17 protein-coding genes are annotated in these 14,898 nt (G+C 38.6%); 14 read left to right on the top strand and 3 right to left on the bottom strand.

Annotated elements, in window-relative coordinates:
• The first annotated feature begins 209 nt into the window (after window positions 1–209).
• The 14 genes from C9J41_RS11640 to C9J41_RS11575 all read left to right on the top strand — a co-directional run bounded on the left by C9J41_RS11640 (window position 210) and on the right by C9J41_RS11575 (window position 12,303).
• Window positions 210–1,190: a DUF1852 domain-containing protein gene (locus C9J41_RS11640; protein ID WP_107294605.1), complete on the top strand. Its 981-nt coding sequence runs from the start codon at window positions 210–212 to the stop codon at window positions 1,188–1,190.
• A gap of 48 nt (window positions 1,191–1,238) precedes the next feature.
• The gene (locus C9J41_RS11635; protein WP_107291002.1) at window positions 1,239–2,267 is read left to right on the top strand and encodes a methionine synthase; all 1,029 of its coding nucleotides are present in this window, start codon (window positions 1,239–1,241) and stop codon (window positions 2,265–2,267) included.
• Between the two features lie 220 nt (window positions 2,268–2,487).
• Window positions 2,488–3,279, top strand: a complete 792-nt coding sequence (locus C9J41_RS11630) for a phytanoyl-CoA dioxygenase family protein (RefSeq protein WP_107247451.1) — start codon at window positions 2,488–2,490, stop codon at window positions 3,277–3,279.
• 331 nt (window positions 3,280–3,610) lie between these two features.
• Window positions 3,611–4,789, top strand: coding sequence for a hypothetical protein (locus C9J41_RS11625; RefSeq protein ID WP_107207872.1), 1,179 nt, complete (start codon window positions 3,611–3,613; stop codon window positions 4,787–4,789).
• Between the two features lie 145 nt (window positions 4,790–4,934).
• Window positions 4,935–5,510 (top strand): RNA polymerase sigma factor, encoded by a 576-nt coding sequence (locus C9J41_RS11620; RefSeq protein ID WP_107294604.1) that lies wholly within the window; start codon window positions 4,935–4,937, stop codon window positions 5,508–5,510.
• A 262-nt stretch (window positions 5,511–5,772) separates the two neighbouring features.
• A complete protein-coding gene (locus C9J41_RS11615) occupies window positions 5,773–6,402 on the top strand; it encodes a PepSY-associated TM helix domain-containing protein (protein ID WP_107207875.1) in 630 nt (209 codons plus the stop codon).
• Window positions 6,403–6,419: 17 nt separating this feature from the next.
• The gene (locus C9J41_RS11610; protein WP_107247447.1) at window positions 6,420–6,944 is read left to right on the top strand and encodes a DUF2271 domain-containing protein; all 525 of its coding nucleotides are present in this window, start codon (window positions 6,420–6,422) and stop codon (window positions 6,942–6,944) included.
• A gap of 13 nt (window positions 6,945–6,957) precedes the next feature.
• Window positions 6,958–7,788, top strand: a complete 831-nt coding sequence (locus tag C9J41_RS11605) for a DUF4198 domain-containing protein (protein ID WP_107247446.1) — start codon at window positions 6,958–6,960, stop codon at window positions 7,786–7,788.
• 84 nt (window positions 7,789–7,872) lie between these two features.
• Complete coding sequence (locus C9J41_RS11600; protein WP_369917498.1) at window positions 7,873–8,196, top strand: hypothetical protein; 324 nt, start codon at window positions 7,873–7,875, stop codon at window positions 8,194–8,196.
• Window positions 8,193–8,780, top strand: a complete 588-nt coding sequence (locus C9J41_RS11595; RefSeq protein ID WP_107247444.1) for a hypothetical protein — start codon at window positions 8,193–8,195, stop codon at window positions 8,778–8,780. Before C9J41_RS11600 ends, C9J41_RS11595 begins: the two co-directional genes overlap by 4 nt.
• Before the next feature lie 57 nt (window positions 8,781–8,837).
• Window positions 8,838–9,746, top strand: coding sequence for a metal ABC transporter solute-binding protein, Zn/Mn family (locus C9J41_RS11590; RefSeq protein WP_107207881.1), 909 nt, complete (start codon window positions 8,838–8,840; stop codon window positions 9,744–9,746).
• Window positions 9,746–10,501 (top strand): metal ABC transporter ATP-binding protein, encoded by a 756-nt coding sequence (locus C9J41_RS11585; RefSeq protein ID WP_107294613.1) that lies wholly within the window; start codon window positions 9,746–9,748, stop codon window positions 10,499–10,501. The genes C9J41_RS11590 and C9J41_RS11585 overlap by 1 nt, the downstream gene beginning before the upstream one ends.
• Window positions 10,501–11,376, top strand: a complete 876-nt coding sequence (locus tag C9J41_RS11580) for a metal ABC transporter permease (RefSeq protein ID WP_045082039.1) — start codon at window positions 10,501–10,503, stop codon at window positions 11,374–11,376. Before C9J41_RS11585 ends, C9J41_RS11580 begins: the two co-directional genes overlap by 1 nt.
• Before the next feature lie 12 nt (window positions 11,377–11,388).
• Complete coding sequence (locus C9J41_RS11575; protein WP_107294603.1) at window positions 11,389–12,303, top strand: metal ABC transporter solute-binding protein, Zn/Mn family; 915 nt, start codon at window positions 11,389–11,391, stop codon at window positions 12,301–12,303.
• Window positions 12,304–12,481: 178 nt separating this feature from the next.
• Here C9J41_RS11575 and C9J41_RS11570 read toward each other — a convergent pair whose 3' ends face one another.
• The 3 genes from C9J41_RS11570 to C9J41_RS11560 form a co-directional block, all read right to left on the bottom strand.
• On the bottom strand, window positions 12,482–13,036 hold the full coding sequence (locus tag C9J41_RS11570; protein WP_107287879.1) for a manganese efflux pump: 555 nt from the start codon (window positions 13,034–13,036) through the stop codon (window positions 12,482–12,484).
• Between the two features lie 119 nt (window positions 13,037–13,155).
• A complete protein-coding gene (locus tag C9J41_RS11565; protein WP_107207885.1) occupies window positions 13,156–13,671 on the bottom strand; it encodes an NUDIX hydrolase in 516 nt (171 codons plus the stop codon).
• Between the two features lie 12 nt (window positions 13,672–13,683).
• Window positions 13,684–14,736: a GGDEF domain-containing protein gene (locus C9J41_RS11560; RefSeq protein ID WP_107261288.1), complete on the bottom strand. Its 1,053-nt coding sequence runs from the start codon at window positions 14,734–14,736 to the stop codon at window positions 13,684–13,686.
• Window positions 14,737–14,898 lie beyond the last annotated feature (162 nt).

Raw genomic sequence — 14,898 nt, 5'->3', positions numbered from 1 at the left:
CGGTTAACGCATTGAATAAAAATAGATATCCTTTCTATGTGATGAGAACTATAACTTACAAATTTGTAACAACTCAAACGTAACCACTTGAGTTTTTTTCATGTTGATAGTGAAAGAAATACGCTTTTATTGATCAAGCACCCTACGTATAACTGAATACAGAAAGCGCATCAGCATTCACTCATTTCAGCTAAAAGGTAGAGGCCGCTATGACAAAGGATTTCACATTTACTATTAATAAGACGGGCCTTGATGAAAATTATCATCCCGCTAGCAACACACGTATTACTACCAATTTCGCTAACTTAGCGCGAGGGGAAAGCCGCCAACAGAACTTACGTAACGCATTAAACATGATCAATAACAGCTTTAATGCCTTGGCGAACTGGGATAACCCCGAAGGTGATCGTTATTCTGTTGAGCTTGAAATTGTCTCGGTTGATATCGACATTGAAGGACAGGGGCAAACATTCCCATCGATTGAAGTATTAAAAACCCACATTATTGATAATCAAACTAACCAGCGTATTGAAGGGATTGTCGGTAATAACTTTTCTTCTTATGTGCGTGATTACGATTTCAGCGTACTACTGCAAAACCATAATAAAGGTAAGCCACAGTTTAGTATTCCAGATAACTTTGGCGAGCTGCATGGCAAAATCTTCCAGAGCTTTGTTAACTCTGATGTATATAAAGACAATTTTAAAAAGACACCGGTGATTTGTTTATCTGTATCTGATAACAAAACCTATTTCCGCACCGAAAATCAGCACCCAGTATTGGGCGTGGAATATAAATCCAATGAGTCGTCATTGACCGAGCAGTATTTCCAAAAAATGGGCTTACAGGTACGTTACTTCATGCCTGCAAACAGTGTTGCTCCTTTGGCGTTCTACTTCTTTGGTGATTTATTAAATGATTACACCAACCTTGAGCTGATCAGCACCATTAGCACCATGGAAACCTTCCAAAAGATCTATCGACCAGAAATCTATAATGCAAACGCAGTGGCTGGAAAGTCCTATAAACCCAACTTAAAGTGCCCCGATCATTCACTGACCAAAATCGTGTATGACCGAGAAGAGCGCAGCAGGTTGGCAGGTGAACAAGGCAAATTTGCCGAGCAGCACTTCATTAAACCGTACCAAACCGTGCTTGAGCAATGGTCAGCGAATTTCGTGACTAGCTAACATCAACATTGCTTTCATCATTTATTACAACATAGGACGTTAACTATCATGAAAACATTATTACCGACATCAACAGCAGGAAGCTTACCGAAACCCGATTGGTTGGCAGAGCCTGAAAAACTTTGGTCAGAGTGGAAATTGGAAGGGGATGCATTAGCGGCAGGAAAACAAGATGCGCTACGTTTATCACTGCAAAATCAACAACAAGCAGGAATTGATATTGTCAGTGATGGTGAACAAACTCGCCAACATTTTGTAACTACCTTTATAGAGCACCTCAACGGCGTTGACTTTGAAACCCGCAAAACCGTTAAAATCCGTGATCGTTATGATGCCAGTGTACCTACTGTTGTTGGTCCTGTTTCTCGTCAAAAATCGGTGTTTGTTGATGATGCTAAATACCTTCGTCAGCAAACTAAACAACCGATCAAATGGGCACTGCCAGGTCCTATGACTATGGTTGATACTCTATATGATGCGCACTACAAAAGTCGTGAAAAACTGGCATGGGAATTTGCTAAAATCCTTAATCAAGAAGCCAAAGAATTAGAAGCAGCAGGGGTTGATATTATTCAATTTGATGAGCCAGCCTTTAATGTGTTCTTTGATGAAGTTAATGAATGGGGTATTGCCTGTTTAGAAAGAGCCATTGAAGGGCTGAAGTGTGAAACTGCTGTTCATATTTGTTATGGCTATGGCATTAAAGCCAATACTGATTGGAAGAAAACACTCGGTTCAGAGTGGCGTCAATACGAAGAGGCGTTTCCTAAACTGCAGCAATCTAATATCGATATTATCTCGTTAGAATGCCATAACTCTCATGTACCCATGGATTTGCTAGAGCTTATTCGTGGAAAAAAAGTGATGGTAGGGGCGATTGATGTTGCCAGTGATAAAATTGAAACGGCGGAAGAAGTCGCGGATACATTGCGTAAAGCACTTAAATTTGTTGATGCTGATAAACTCTACCCATGCACCAATTGCGGCATGGCACCGCTAGCCCAGCATATCGCACAAGGAAAACTTGAAGCCTTAAATGCAGGGGCTGAAATCATTCGAAAAGCGCTTTCAGCTTAGAAGGTTTGGGTATCACCGTGTGTAAATGTACTTTATTGATAGCGTGATATAGTGCATTTACATAATCAAATTATCTCTTTTTCAGAAGCTCTAAATTCTTTAAATAAACAACACGCGTTTAGAATACTCTGACATACTTGCTTATCACTATTATCGTCTGGCACTATTCGCCAAAGAATACCGTAATCAGTCAACGGTATAGAGAATGTGAAGGTCGTCAGTGTTATTCAATAGCCAACAATTAAGTCAGCAATACGAAGAATTAGGTTACTTCGTTATTCGCAATTATTTCAGTGAAGATCAGATAACTTCACTCAGAAAAGTCGTTTTAACTTTTCATGAATTATGGAAAGCTGACAACAAAGAGTTCTATCAAGAAGAAGCATTTAACTCATCTTTGATTACTGGAAGCCAGTATTTATCTATCGCAGAGAGAACGGAACTTTTTGACTTTATTAGTTCAAAAAAGATCATGGATGTGGTTGATACCGTAATACCTAAAAATCCTGCTTTCATGAATACTCAACTGTTCTTTAATCCGGTGAACCCGCAACAAAAAGACTTTTGGCACCGTGACTGTCAATATGATTATGATATTGAAGACCAAATGAGAGTCATATTAGAAACGCAAGTATTGCACCTTCGTGTCCCTTTATTTGATGAACCCGGTATGGAAATAATACCCGGCACGCACAAGCGATGGGATAATGAAGAAGAATACAATGTTCGCCAAGAAGTGAATGGCAAAGTCAGCCATGATAGCCTTTCTGGTGGGAAGAAGATTGCATTATCGGCAGGTGATTTATTGGTATTTTCAGCAGATATGATTCATCGTGGTTTATACGGATTAGATCGCTTAGCATTGGATATTTTAATTTTTGATTCGGCATCTGATTATGTTGATTACGTTGATGATGATTGTTTACCTACTCAATTAATATTGCAAAAGATTGCTGACCCACGATTGTTTATTAATACGCTACAGCTTAAGTCAATGGCGTGTGCTTCATAACAAATATTAAAATTGATGCTTGAAAGGGAGTTCAACATCAAGTTCACATCAAAGCTTATATAATAACTTCCTTTTTCTCGAATTAACAATTCTAACTGTGTAGTGAATAGTTATCATTAATAGCGATACTTAAATGTTATTAATTTCATCATGTTTAAATTCTAATTCATATTATCTATCCCAATGCGTATTTCTTATATTTGAGAAAGTAAAAAATTAATAAAATTTATTGTGACTTTTTTAGTTGTTGCTGAGTTTGTGTAAATACAGCCGGGCATTGCCATGGACTGAATATAAATAAAAACAAAGTAACAATTAAAGGAGTAGTATCATGAAATCAACAATTACTGCGGTGTCTGCTGCGGTTGGTATGCTGTTATCTTCAGTCACCTTGGCTGAACAAATTAGCATGTTTGATTATGATGAAGCGACATCAGCGTATGAGGATGCATATTTAGATGCGCAATTTGATTTACGAGATGGAAATCAAGATCAAGCCAGTTATAACGCTGTTGTAAGTGCAAATTATGATCGTGTATTTTCCTCGGCAAATCGTAATACGCGAATTGAGTTCGTCGGTGATACAAACATCAGTCAAGGCCCGAATAGTAATGATGAACGTAAAGAAAATTACCAAGCTTTATCTGCGCTAACCAATGATATGTACTTTAGCCCTAAGAAAAGTGATTTCTTTTGGTATGGGAAAGCAGAAGTTGGTGCCCAGACTGATATGAAAGATCCCTTTACTAAGTTAACGGCAGGTTTAGGTTATGGGCGAGTGGTAAATGCAACTCCAATGGCAAAAGCGATCCGTGTCGTTCAATCTCTTCAAGAACATGGTTTATTAAGAGGAAATGTTAGCCGAGAAACCTATCAAAATGTGGCACAAGTTATAGCAAGAGAAGCAGCTTATCGCAGCCGTTATGGCTCTGCTGATTATGCCGAATATTGGGTTGAAGATATTGGTAAAGCATTAGGTGATAAACTGAGCGCACGCGGTGCAATAAACTCTTACGATGTATTGATGAATGAGCGCATTTCAACCCGTAAATATGGCTGGCTAGTCAGAGCTGGTGCTGGTGCGGTATTGACTAACTATGATGGTTCAGTTAGCAAACCAGCGCTTGAAGTGGGAGCGGAATACCATTATCCAATTAATAACCAAACCCAATTTTCAAACGAAGCAATTTTAACCGCCATTTTGGATGATGGTAATAATGGCTTTAACGCAACCAATACAATGTTTTTAACGTATGAGCTGCGTGACAATATTGATTGGGAGAACGCATGGTTACTCACTTATGCTTCAAGTGATAAATCAGAAGATTTGATGACCAATAGTTTACGTTCAACATTCCGTTACTATGTATCTAATTTTATTAGTTTATCTGTAACTGGCGGCTTGTCTAAAACTGAAGATAATATTGACTATGATGGAACAACAAACACTAATCGAAATGATGATATCGATACAACGTTCCACTTTGGCTTAACGTACCGTCTGAAGTAATAAATTAAGTTCTAAACGCTAAAACACAGACTTTCTTTTTTATAAGACAAGTCTGTGTTTTTTTTTGCATATAGTAAATATGTATTGCGATTAACATGATTTTTTTGTCATTGAAATAATATAAAATTACTATACGGATATGCTAATGAATATATTAAATAATGGTTTGTCAAATGAAAGCGATTTACTTTATGTTTTTCAAAAAAATAGAGTAAAAAGGAATGAAATATTTTCATTGTTAATGAAATCTTATTGGCAATCTTTATATTCAAGATGTATGTATAGAATAAATGATAGTGGCAGTATTGATGATGTTGTTCAGGATGTTTTATTAAGGATTTACCAAGCACTACCAAAATATTGTCATCAAGGTGTTTTTAGAACATGGATTTATACAATTGCAGATAATGTTTGTTATTCTCACTTAGCAAAAAAGATGAGATATAATAAAAAAAACATTTCGATAAATAATATTGAGCCAGTAAGTCATTATAGTCAGGTCAATATAGATGATAAAATTGATATGGATATATTGCTCGATGAATTATCTTACAGTGAAAAAGAAATTATTGATTTACGATTTTATCAGGATCTAACATTATTAGAAATTAGTAATATTTTATGTATAACAATTAGTGCGTGTAAAATGCGCCTATATCGTGCGCTAAAGTTACTTCATGACATTCTGTTTAGAAAAAATATCAGAACAATATCTATTTAGTTTTATTAAAACGCCTAATGGATTTAGCAGCATTAAGATGTTGAGTTCGTAAACCGTAAAGACGTTGCAGTAAAAGCCAGTTGAACCTTTGTTTGATCGGCTTTTTTGTTTTCATTCAACTGGTTATGTGTTTTGATTGGCGTTTTATTACTCCCTTCATAATGTCCTCCACTGACTAACGTAAACAATGTAAATTGAATGCCAATAAGAACGATTATCAATTAAATTACTGCCATTCTAGGTAGGTAGCTAGTTTTTTACTATGGTGTTAAAGCAAAAAAATGTCCAATTGTGGGCACGTCGTCTTCATATTTACATTTCAATGGCGTTGTTATTGATTGTTTTATTTTTTGCCATTACTGGCATTACTTTAAATCGTCCTGAGTTGTTTGTATCTGATACACCCAGTGTGACAGAGCAAAAAATTACCATACCTACTTCATTGCTTTCGTCTGAACAAGGTCCGTTTGTACCTAACAAATCGGCTTTGATCAGTTATCTCTCTAAACATACCGATGTGCGTGGTACGGCTTCTGGTATTGAGATCTTTACCGATCTAGAGGGTGACGAATTAGTCGAAGGCGAGATCTCATTAGATTACAAAGGCCCTGGTTATAACGCTGTGGTCTTTATTGATATGACAACCGCACAAGCGAATATTGAAATCACCAATTATGGTGTTATTGCGCTACTTAACGACCTTCATAAAGGTCGTAATAGTGGCGAGGTTTGGAAGTGGTTTATTGATATTACTGCGGCTTTGATGATCTGTTTTGTGTTAACGGGTGTGTGTTTGCTACTACCGAAAAAGAAAACACTTAATACATCAATGAAGTGGATGAGTTTCGGCTCAGTTGTTACCGCCATTATCTACATTGTATTTGTTCCTTAATATTTAGCAGGTTAACGATGACCATTAAAAATAAATTAAAAAAGACCGTACTGGCAACGTTACTGCTGGCACCTTTATCAACGGCATGGGCTGCACCTTTGCCAGAAACAGCCCAGTTAGATGTTGAACTAAGTTTACCAAAAATTGAAACCTCAATGTACGCCCGTCCTTATGTCGCGGTGTGGATTGAAAACAGTGAACGTAAACCCGTAAGAACGATGCAGCTTTGGGTCGGTAAAGACGAATGGTTGAAAGATTTACGTAGCTGGTGGCGCAAAGTGGGGCGTTATGACCGAGAACTTGTTGATGCTGTTACATCTGCCACACGTCCGGTGGGTGAATACCGTTTTTCATGGGATGGCTTAGACGATAAAGGCACCCGTGTAGAGCAAGGGGATTATACCTTTTACGTTGAAGTGGTACGTGAACATGGCGGACGTAACTATTTACGCCAGAAATTAACGCTAGGTGAAAGTGCTGTTAGCCATGTTTTAGCACCAACACAAGAAACTGGCACTATCAAGATTAACTACAAACTCTAAGTGAATTGTCATCATGAATAATAAATTAAAAGCAGTATCTTTAGCATGCCTAGTGACAGCGGGTTTAGGTGTGGCATCTGTTGCTCAAGCACACCCACGTTGGGTATTACCTTCACATTTCACTGTTTCCAAAGAGGGTGGTGATTGGCTGTCATTTGATGTGACAGCGTCACACGGAACATTTGTTTTTGATAAGCCAGCAAGCATTGAAACGACACAAATTGTTATGCCTGATGGTCGTATTGCTTACCCTAATTTTACCATTCGTGGTAAACGTCGTGCGATTTTTGATTTCTTCTTTGAAGAAGAAGGTACTCATAAAGTACAAATTAATCAGACACCTAGATACTACACTTTCTACAAAGCTGGACGTCGTGATACTGAAAAACGTATGGAAGCGAATAAAGCGGATCGTATGACAATACTCCCGGAAAAGTCGCGTGACGTTGTCACTCAGGTGAGTTATACCCGTGCAGAAAGTTATGTGACTGTTGGGAAACCATCAACTAAAGCGATGGAACTGACAGGTAAATATCTTGAAATGGTACCTGTTACACACCCATCGGACATTGTTGAAGGCGAGCCAGTAACCTTCCAATTTTTCTTTAATGGCAAACCGCAAGCAGGAGTAACGGCGGACATTACACGTGAAGGAACGCTGTACCGTAACCACCAAGAGCAAATTGATGTGGTAAGTGATAAAGACGGCAAGATCACCTTCACTCCAGAAGTGGCGGGGCGTTACCTAATGAAGTCAAATTATAAAGGTATGGTTGAAAACGATCCTATGTACGACCGTGCAAACGTCAATGTTCACTTAACTTTTGAAACCTTACTTCAGTAATACAACTTCTGGTTAAGGCGTGAATCCATCACGCCTTGATCTCTGCATTCTTTAAGCCTGTCTTTGGGCTTGTTTGAGGTTTTTATGACAATGAAATCATCCATTATTGCGGTATCTTTACTTTGTTTAGGGACTTTTTCAACGCCAGCATTTGCTCATTTTCCACTAATGAGTTGTTGGTTTGAAGCCGATAAAGTGTTGTGTGAAGCCGGTTATAGTGATGGCAGTACCGCAGTGGAATACAACGTTGATATGTTTGATTACGACGATAACTTAATCGCGAAAGGCATGACAGATAAGCGCTCAATCGCTGAGTTCACCAAGCCTGATACTGACTTTTATTTGGTTTTTGATGCTGGACATGAGAATCCTGTTGAAGTCGATGTTGTTGAGATAAAAGAAAAATGATCCGTCAAACTGTTCGCTCTGATAATGGAGATCGAGAAGGCAAGTGGGTCGCCTTATGTATTGGATTAATCTTGTTGGTGTCTTTTGTTTTACTTCCTTATCACCAAACCAAGCAACCCAAATCGGCACTGCTTTCGCATCAAATTTCAATTACTGATTTAGCCGCTGAAGAAATCGCTATGATTGCGGAATTACGGCTTGCTCATGAAGAAATCCGTAACTTATATCAAGATAGCCAGTTAAGTGCTGCTGTTGGTCAATGGCCACAAATCTCTGAGCTTCAAGAGTTTTGGATTGCTCCTTTTGTGACAGATAAAAGTTGGGAGCGAAAAGGTCGTCATCAGTGGGCACTGATAACTGATGCTATCTATCAAGGTGTGAGGTCGGATGATAAAGGCGCGATGTCGATAGTGCTTAATAGTCATTCAGCGTCTCCCGATATTTGGCTCGCGATGAACGATAATGTGAGCTTACTTGATGCCAATACATTACGCGATTTTGATGGCAAACATTTAATCAATAATGGTTGGACGCAAATTGTGTTTAACGATTCTCCTAATAACAACGGATCACACAATCACTAATAACGGCGCTTTGGTTTTATTGCCGTTAATCTTTACTGTACCGAGATTTAGATAACAATGAATAAATTAATTAAATCTAGCCTTACTGCCATAGCATTGCTTGTGAGTATGAATAGCTTTGCTGCTGATAAAAAGACCATTGGTATTACTTTGCAGCCTTATTACAGTTATGTAAAAGCGGTTGTTGGTGATAAAGCAGAAATTTTGCCATTGGTTGATGCAGGTTTTAATCCCCATAACTATTTACCTCAACCTAATGATCTTAAACGTCTAAAAGAGATGGATATCATTGTGGTTAATGGTATTGGTCACGATGATTTTGCGTTGAAAGTTATTCAAGCAGCAGATCGTGATGATTTGATTGTCATTGAAGCTAATAATGATGTGCCACTGTTGCCTGCGATGGGGCAGTCGGTTGGTAATGGCGCTGTGAATCCCCATACGTTTGTTGGATTATCTACCACGATTCAGAAGGTTTATACCATTGCTAATGCATTAGCGAAAATTGATCCTGACAACGCCGCTGAATATCGAAAAAATGCCCGTGATTATGCTAAACAGTTTCGTTTAATGAAGCGTGATGCAATGTTAACGCTGGGGGATTTAGATACAGCGGGAATGAAAGTTGCGACTACGCACAATGCGTATGGCTACTTATTGCAAGAGTTTGGTGTTGATGTTGCTGCGGTGATTGAACCTGCGCATGGTGTAGAACCAAGTGCAAGCCAACTACAAGAAACCATTGAGAAAATTAAACAATCAGGCATTGACGTTTTGTTTTATGAATTAAACATGCCTAATCGTTATGTCGATACCATTGAAAAGGCAACAGGTGTTCAGTTATACCGTTTTTCTCACATGACACATGGAGACTATGACGGTAAGAAAGTTGAACTTGAGATGAAAGAAAACCTTGCCACATTAGTTGAAGCAATCAAGTTTGCTGCAAATAAGGATCAAGCATGATCATCGGTCCTAGCATTCAGTTAACTAACGTTAACCTTCAATACGGTCCTAATCAGATTTTATCTGAAATCACTCATCAATTTGACGGTGGACAATGCCATGTGGTGATGGGACCTAATGGTGGCGGTAAAACATCATTGCTACGTTCTATTTTAGGCTTAACACCGTTTCGTGGCCAGATTGATATTTTATGGGATGAGTCAGTTAATAACGGTAAAGCCGGTACGATTGGTTATGTGCCACAAAAAGCAATGTTTGAACAAAGTCTACCGTTAACCGTGATGGATTTTATCTTATTAAATCAAACCCGTTCACCTTTGTTTTGGCGCCAACGTCAGAAAGATAAACAAATCGCATTAACGCAACTTGAACGTGTCGGAATGGCAAACCGTGCAGACCGTCGTATGGGGCAATTATCTGGCGGTGAACAGCAGCGTGTGTTGTTTGCTCAAGCACTATTAGATAATCCTGATTTACTGGTACTTGATGAGCCAACGACGGGTATGGATGAGCAGGGTGTGCGTTATTTAGAATCGCTTATCCATGAATTTGTTAACCAAGGTAAAACTGTATTAGCGGTTCATCATGATGTGACAGCGGTTCGACGTTTAGAAGCGCAAGTTCATGTGGTCAATCGTGTGTTAGTTGATAGCGGTGATCATAGTCAAGTATTGGTACCAGAGAAGATTGAACGTTTGTTTAATCATTATTCACAGCCAGCAGTCTCTGCGTCTAATCAATCAGAGGTGGCGTAATGGAACTATTAAGACATTGGGCACAACTCGGTGTTGATGCTGGTTGGTTAAGTGACAGTTTCTCTTATGCCTTTATGGTTAATGCAATCGTAGCGGCACTGTTGCTTGGGCCTCTTTTAGGTGGTTTAGGTACCTTAGTGATAGCTAAACGTTTAGCTTTTTTTTCTGAAGCTGTCGGTCACGCCGCTCTAACGGGTATTGCCTTAGGTGTATTGTTAGGCGAGCCGCCAGAAAATCCATTCATTGGTTTATTTAGCTTCTGCATGATTTTTGCTTTATTGCTGCATTTCGTGCGAAATCGAACCAATGTACCTTACGACACATTAGTCGGTGTTTTCCTCGCGTTAGCATTAGCGGTTGGTGCTGCATTGTTGATGTATGTAGCACGTAAGATCAATATTCACATGTTAGAAAACGTCTTGTTTGGTTCAATCCTAACGGTAACAGATCAAGATTTGATTGTTCTTGCGATCAGTTGCGCCTTAATTGTACTGCTCTTAATACCGACGTTTAATCGGATTTTATTAACCTGTATTAGTCCTGATATTGCGCGAGTTCGGGGCTACAAAACCAATTTTTACGATTACTTATTTGTGATGATGATAACGCTGGTCACGATAGCATCTGTGAAAATTGTTGGAGCAGTGTTGGTTGGGGCGTTGCTATTGATCCCGGGCGCAACGGCGCGGTTATTAACCAAGAATATGGGCAGCTTTGTTTTATTGTCGGCTCTACTAGCCACAATAAGTTGTGTTATTGGTACGGTATTGCCAATGGAATTAAAACTTCCAGTTCCATCAGGCGCTGCGATTATTATTGTTTCTGCTATCTTTTTCATGTCAGCAACGATGTACCGCATTATTCGTAAAAGTTAATCAGGAAACCACATGTTTTTGTTGAATAAATTTTCTATCTCCATGCGCAAAACGCAAACTGTGTTATTCGGTGCCTGTTTAAGTGCTGCCGTTTTACTGCCAACAAGTGTTACTTACGCCAAAGACATTTTAACAGCAACGCCTGTGACTTATATGTTAGCGACAGCGTTGACCAAAGAGACAGGGATCACGACAGAGTATTTGCCTCCTAAACGCTACGGTGTAACGCGCTTACCTAACTGGTTTTCAACCAAAGGGGCTGATGTTGCTTCAAATGCCAGTAAAACAGCAAAAACAGCGATTACGTTAGGAGCAATTTGGCCGAATGATCCGCTCTTTGTTCATGCGCGTGAGGGCAATATAAATATTGTTGAAATTGATGCATCTCAAGCAATTTCGCCACGCGCACAAGGTGTAGCGGCACTGCGTTTATCCGACGGGACTACGTCGTTATATGCATGGCTAAATCCGACCAACTTAACGCGCATGGCAGCAATTGTAAGCGATGACCTCCAGCGTTTATGGCCTGAAAAGGCCCTGCAAATTGAAAAAAATCAACAAGCTTTAATGATAGATATTCGTAAGTTGATTAATCGTCAACAAGACACTCTTATGCAAGCGGATGTTAATGCTGTTGTATTACTTTCTGCAGAGCTAGAAGATTTTGCATCAGGTAATCAGCTATTTGTTGTTGAGCGTATGACGAAACCAGAATTGGAATGGACAGATGCCGATAAAGCGCAGTTAAGCCGAGTGTTAAAAGAAGATCCTTCACTAACTATTTTGACAACTAAAGCGTTAAGTCAAAATATGAAAGCATTCGTTTCTACTGGTACCAAAGTGATCGTGATTGATAGCCTTGATCGTTGGGGGCGGGGGGGTATTGATACGAATAAGCCACTAACGCGCTGGGAAGTAAAACTTTAAACTAAGCTGTTATCGCGATGTAGTCATTGATTTGTAAATAAAGTGTAGCGATTAATTGCAATACTTAAATAGTCTAAGCGTCCACTGCTTATGACGTAGTCGCTACTTATTTATTCTGTTTTCTACGAGAATTAAGTAGCACTGCTTTGCCCAGCTTAGTGCTGGGCTTTTTTATTGGTTAGAAAGTGAAAAGCAAAGATAGTACACCTAACCCAATGAGTAATGTGCCAGAAATGATGTCGTTATATTTACCAATCACTTTACCAATCACATAATTGCCTAAATTATTGCCGGCATAGGTTAATCCAATACCAGTAATAAAGGTTAATGCTACAACTAACATGATATTTAGATGAGTAATACTACCAAGAATACCCACTCCAATATTATTAATTGAAAGTAAAAAACCTAATATAACCGCACCTTTAATGCTTATATCTCGGGGTTTCTCTTGTGTTATTTGTTGTTTTTTAACTAAATTTGAACCAATAAACCAAGCCCCCATTAGAATAAAAATGATTGAACCTAATTCATTCGAAAATTGGTGAGGAACAAGGTGAGTGATCAGTTGACCAAACAGCATGGATAAATAGGTAATGAAAGTGGTAATAAATGAAATGATCATATTCGATGAAAGAGGAATATCTACACTTTTAACTCCGTATGTTAAACCTATGACAAAATTATCGAGGTTAGAGGATAGGGTAAATAATAATGCGAGAAGAAAAGACATGAACTACCGCTCCATAAAGTGTTCTTTATAGTCTTTTACTGTGAGAACGACGAACAATATGTATGGGTAGTTATTTTCCAGATATGGTTTTACGCTGAAATCGGCTTCAGCGCAAAAAATTATAGGAGTCCAGCTAAACGTGCTTTAAGAAAAGCAGACAGGGTTTTGTTATCTTTAACTTCATTTTTTACGATTTTTTGCTCGAGTTCAGTTACCGAAAGGGTAACAACTTCGATAATCTCATCATCATCAAGCTGACCAATGGTTGGGGCGAGATCTGTTGCAACGAAAAGGTGTTGGATCTCATCGCAAAAGCTAGGTACTGGTAGTAATTCTCCTAATGACTGCCAGCTTTCTGCTTTTAAATTGGTTTCTTCAGCGAGCTCTCTTTTCGCACAAAGAAAAATATCTTCATTAGGCTCTATTGTTCCAGCTGGAAATTCCAAAATCCATTGGTTAATCGCCGGACGATATTGGTTAACTAAAACAAGATGTCCTTGGCTATTAATAGGAATAATGACCACAGCCCCAGGATGCTTAATTGATGTAAATGTTACTTGTTTATTATTCGGCAGTACGTGCGCTTGTTCTTCAACTGAAAAACATTTCCATTGGCACAGTATTTTTGAAGACATGCTTTAGCACCTTTATTCATTGGTTGCTATTTGATTATATCCCCAACGTTTCGCACGCATCAATGCACTCTCTGCTTTAATGTAGTCATACCTAAAATCTTGATGTTCAACGGTGGTAATACCAACACTGATCGTCATATTAATTTTATGACCAGATTCTAATTCTAAAGTCCATTTAGCGACCTCATTACGTAATGCAATGGCTATAAACTCTGCTTTTTGGAGATCTGCATTAGGTATAAGAATACAAAATTCTTGGCAACTTAAGCGTGCAATTTGAACATCGGCATTACAGGTCTCTTTCATGCATTTTGCCAGCATCATAATGGCTTTATCACCCACATCGAGTCCGTATCGATCGTTAATGTCGCGAAGATTATCGATATCAATGAGTAGCATCGATATATCACGACGATAGCGTTTGCAACGAGATGACTCATTAAGATAAAGAGGGATGAAGCCTTCACGGCTTAGAAGCCCAGTTAAGTAGTCATGCGTTGTGGTACGTTTAACTTGCATAATGGCATCATAGCGATGGCGAGAAAGTAAAAATGCCATCACAAAAATTATTGAATAAGCACTGATGTTTTGTAATGCCGATGATATTTGTAAGTGTTTATTGGAAATTTCAGAAATACTCAGAACGATATAGATAAAACCAAATAGAGTGCTATACCATGCTGCTGTTTTTATCCTTAAAGCGAAAAAACACAACAGAGGAATGGTTAATCCAATTGTGTTACTGATGTGGCGTGCACCTTCAAAATAAAACCCACTAGCACAGACTAAGGTTGTCGCAATCAAGAATATCCAGAATAAGACTTTCGCTGAAAAAATAGAGCGGTTGAGGAGAGCAAGGCTATAACAAAGGAACATGCCAACGATACCGACAAGCGTGAAATAAAACTCAGCATCAGAAACGAAATAAGTAAATGCGATGACACCACAAATAGCGCCAGAAAAAGGGAAAAGTAATGCGAGCTGTTTTTTAAGTGTTTTTTCGCTAAGTTCGATATAAGCAAAATTGGTGGGGTGGAGTTGATTGCTTTTGATTAATGTCGTCATAAGTTGGAAACGCCTTCGCACAGAATGAAAGAATACAGCATGTTGTGCACTGTGCGAGAATAGCAGCGTTTTACTCTATGTCTAATTTTTTTTGAAATTTAATGTAACGAGTTTTATCAAGAACAATAAAGAATAGAAACGATGATTTATTTTGTCTAACGT

The organism is Photobacterium sp. GB-50 (assembly GCF_003026755.1).
Classification (GTDB): Bacteria; Pseudomonadota; Gammaproteobacteria; order Enterobacterales; family Vibrionaceae; genus Photobacterium.
The sequence above is the reverse complement of the archived record's forward strand: the minus strand, read 5'-3'. Positions and strand labels throughout refer to the sequence as shown.

Bases quoted from the DNA above. Each gene is read 5' to 3' on its own strand.
- C9J41_RS11580 (WP_045082039.1), top strand. From the start codon at position 10,501: ATGGAACTATTAAGACATTGGGCACAACTCGGTGTTGATGCTGGTTGG.
- C9J41_RS11620 (WP_107294604.1), top strand. From the start codon at position 4,935: ATGAATATATTAAATAATGGTTTGTCAAATGAAAGCGATTTACTTTAT.
- C9J41_RS11635 (WP_107291002.1), top strand. From the start codon at position 1,239: ATGAAAACATTATTACCGACATCAACAGCAGGAAGCTTACCGAAACCC.
- C9J41_RS11625 (WP_107207872.1), top strand. From the start codon at position 3,611: ATGAAATCAACAATTACTGCGGTGTCTGCTGCGGTTGGTATGCTGTTA.
- C9J41_RS11565 (WP_107207885.1), bottom strand. From the start codon at position 13,671: ATGTCTTCAAAAATACTGTGCCAATGGAAATGTTTTTCAGTTGAAGAA.
- C9J41_RS11560 (WP_107261288.1), bottom strand. From the start codon at position 14,736: ATGACGACATTAATCAAAAGCAATCAACTCCACCCCACCAATTTTGCT.
- C9J41_RS11590 (WP_107207881.1), top strand. From the start codon at position 8,838: ATGAATAAATTAATTAAATCTAGCCTTACTGCCATAGCATTGCTTGTG.
- C9J41_RS11570 (WP_107287879.1), bottom strand. From the start codon at position 13,036: ATGTCTTTTCTTCTCGCATTATTATTTACCCTATCCTCTAACCTCGAT.
- C9J41_RS11615 (WP_107207875.1), top strand. From the start codon at position 5,773: ATGGTGTTAAAGCAAAAAAATGTCCAATTGTGGGCACGTCGTCTTCAT.
- C9J41_RS11600 (WP_369917498.1), top strand. From the start codon at position 7,873: ATGACAATGAAATCATCCATTATTGCGGTATCTTTACTTTGTTTAGGG.
- C9J41_RS11595 (WP_107247444.1), top strand. From the start codon at position 8,193: ATGATCCGTCAAACTGTTCGCTCTGATAATGGAGATCGAGAAGGCAAG.
- C9J41_RS11605 (WP_107247446.1), top strand. From the start codon at position 6,958: ATGAATAATAAATTAAAAGCAGTATCTTTAGCATGCCTAGTGACAGCG.
- C9J41_RS11575 (WP_107294603.1), top strand. From the start codon at position 11,389: ATGTTTTTGTTGAATAAATTTTCTATCTCCATGCGCAAAACGCAAACT.
- C9J41_RS11610 (WP_107247447.1), top strand. From the start codon at position 6,420: ATGACCATTAAAAATAAATTAAAAAAGACCGTACTGGCAACGTTACTG.
- C9J41_RS11640 (WP_107294605.1), top strand. From the start codon at position 210: ATGACAAAGGATTTCACATTTACTATTAATAAGACGGGCCTTGATGAA.